The organism is Desulfobacula sp. (assembly GCF_021107415.1).
Map to the genome: position 1 here is coordinate 1 of NZ_JAIOSW010000404.1, position 2,688 is coordinate 2,688.

At 45.5% G+C, this 2,688-nt stretch carries 4 protein-coding genes; all 4 read left to right on the forward strand.

Going from position 1 to position 2,688, the window contains the following annotated elements:
- Positions 1 to 197, forward strand: a 197-nt coding sequence (locus tag K8S13_RS20475) for a ferredoxin family protein (RefSeq protein WP_291465509.1), incomplete at its 5' end; no start/stop codon positions are given.
- Positions 194 to 1,348, forward strand: a complete 1,155-nt coding sequence (locus tag K8S13_RS20480) for a 2-oxoacid:acceptor oxidoreductase subunit alpha (protein WP_291465510.1) — start codon at positions 194 to 196, stop codon at positions 1,346 to 1,348. The genes K8S13_RS20475 and K8S13_RS20480, both read left to right, overlap by 4 nt.
- 1 nt (position 1,349) lies before the next feature.
- Positions 1,350 to 2,174: a 2-oxoacid:ferredoxin oxidoreductase subunit beta gene (locus tag K8S13_RS20485; RefSeq protein WP_291465511.1), complete on the forward strand. Its 825-nt coding sequence runs from the start codon at positions 1,350 to 1,352 to the stop codon at positions 2,172 to 2,174.
- The coding region (locus tag K8S13_RS20490; protein ID WP_291465513.1) for a 2-oxoacid:acceptor oxidoreductase family protein at positions 2,174 to 2,688 on the forward strand (515 nt) is incomplete at its 3' end. The genes K8S13_RS20485 and K8S13_RS20490, both read left to right, overlap by 1 nt.

The following is a 2,688-nucleotide window of genomic DNA, read 5'->3' on the forward strand; positions in this document are numbered from 1 at the left end:
AACATTTAATCGATAAAGAATGGTGTAAAGGGTGTGGCATCTGCATTCACTTTTGTCCCAAAAACGTACTTGAATTTGACAAGAAAGGGAAGGCAGAAGCAGTAAGACCCGAAGATTGTATTGCATGCAAACTGTGCGAACTTCGATGCCCTGACTTAGCAATACAAATCATAGAAGAGCCAGGAAGGGGAACATGAAAAACAAGAATAATATCAGGTTTGTCCAGGGAAACGAAGCCTGTGTGGAAGGCGCTATCTATGCCGGAATAAATTTTTTCGCAGGATACCCGATCACCCCGTCCACTGAAATAATGGAACATCTGGCGATGCGCCTTCCCCAAAAAGGTGGAAAATTCATCCAGATGGAAGATGAAATTGCATCAATGGGTGCAATCATTGGTGCTTCGCTCACAGGCAATAAGGTAATGACCGCCACATCCGGACCGGGATTCTCCCTTAAGCAGGAAGCCCTGGGGTATGCCTGTATGGCTGAAATTCCCTGTGTCATTGCCAATGTACAGCGCGGTGGTCCTTCAACAGGCAACCCTACCCATGTCAGCCAGGGAGATGTGAACCAGGTAAGATGGGGGACTCACGGTGATCATGCCATCATTGCGCTCACGGCATCCAATCATCAGGATGTGTTTAAAATAACGGTTGAAGCCTTTAACATGGCTGAAACCTATCGAACCCCGGTGGTCATCCTGCTGGATGAAATCATCGGCCATATGCGCGAAAAGCTTGTAATTCCCGAACCGGGCGAAATTCCAGTGGTGGACCGGCTTAGAACTTCTGTTAAAAAAGGGATTGATTATCACCCATATCTTCCAAGAGAGGACGGCAGGCTTCCCATGTCGGATTTCGGTGCTGAACACCGGTATAATGTCACAGGCCTCTTCCACGACATGTGGGGGTTTCCAAACAATAGTCCGGAAGTTGTCAGCGGACTTTTGCGGCATCTTGTGGATAAAATAGAAAACAATGTTAACAGTATCAGTATGTATAAGGAATACTGGCTGGATGATGCGGAATATATCCTGATCTCCTATGGATCATCTGCCAGATCCGCCATTCACCTGGCAAAAGACAGGAGAGCAAGAGGCATTAAAATAGGTGTGCTTGAGCTGCAAACCCTTTGGCCCTTCCCCTTTGACATGATCAGGGAAAAATGTGCCGGTGCCAAAGCCATTATTGTGGTTGAAATGAACATGGGACAGATCGTCACACAGGTTAAAAACGCAGTTGACAACCCGCATAATGTTTTTCTTGCCAACAGGATTGACGGAGAATTGATCTCACCGAGTGATATTAAAACTCTTTTGAGGATGATCCAGGGGAAAGGGGTATAACATGACAAAACAGGTATTTAATTTTAAAGACTATATTCGGCCACGGTTCTTTCCCCATATGTGGTGTCCCGGCTGCGGCCACGGCATCGTTCTGGGATCTTTATTGCGGGCAGTCCATGAACTGGGCCTTAATAAAAATGAAATCGTAATAACTTCAGGCATTGGCTGTTCATCCAGAATTTCAGGATATGTTGATTTTCATTCCCTGCATACCATCCATGGAAGAGCGCTTTCTTTTGCGACCGGGGTTAAACTTTCCAAGCCAAGTCTGAAAGCCATTGTTCCCATGGGTGACGGAGATGCCCTTGCCATTGGCGGCAATCATTTTATCCATGCGGCCAGGAGAAACATTGATATCACAGCCATTGTCATGAACAACAGGATTTACGGTATGACCGGCGGACAGTTTTCTCCTTTGTCCGGTCGTGGGAAAAAAGCGACTACAGCACCCTATTCAACCATTGACAGAGATTTTGATGTGGTTGAGCTTGCCAAAAGTGCCGGTGCAACCTTTGTTGCCAGATCCACGGTATTCCATGCCAATGAGTGCAAAGACCTTCTTAAAAAAGGCATCGCCCATAAAGGATTTTCCGTTGTAGAAATCCTGACGCAATGCCCGACCTATTACGGACGGAAAAACAAGGAAGGAGACGCCATCCAGATGCTGGAAAGCTACAAAACCAATACAGCGAAAATCGGATCTAAAAAACTGGAGAAGAATCCCGATTTAATCCAGAGGGGAATTTTTGTTGAGAATACGGATGTCCCTGAATACTGTGAGGCCTATGATGAAATTATCAAGACCGCAATGAAAGGAAAAGCATAATGGAACGAATACGATTGGTTTTTTCAGGTTCGGGAGGTCAAGGCGTCATAACGGCTGCAATTATCCTTGCCAAGGCTGCAGCGATTTTTGAAAACAAAAATGCCATCCAGTCCCAAAGTTATGGTGCCGCAGCAAGGGGTGGTTCCACCAGAAGTGATATTATCATTGCAGATTCTGAAATAAATTTTCCAAAAGTTGTCCAGCCGAATATCCTGGTGAGCCTGACCCAGGAAAGCTATAATAAATTCTCTGGTATCATCCGGCCCGGCGGCCTGCTTTTGGTGGATTCAAAATATGTCACCATTGGGAAAAAAGTGGATGCCAAACATATCGCTCTTCCCATGTATGATACGGTGATGAAAGAGATCGGCAAACCCATTGTGTTTAATATCTGTATGCTGGGAGCCCTGATTGGTGTATCCGGGTTAATCAAGCCTGAATCCATTCTGAAAGTTCTTGAAACCACCATTCCTGAAGATTTTATGGAAATGAATAAAAAAGCCCTGGATCTGGG

Excerpts from the sequence above, each read along its gene's own strand:
- K8S13_RS20480 (WP_291465510.1), top strand. The coding sequence starts at position 194 with ATGAAAAACAAGAATAATATCAGGTTTGTCCAGGGAAACGAAGCCTGT.
- K8S13_RS20485 (WP_291465511.1), top strand. The coding sequence starts at position 1,350 with ATGACAAAACAGGTATTTAATTTTAAAGACTATATTCGGCCACGGTTC.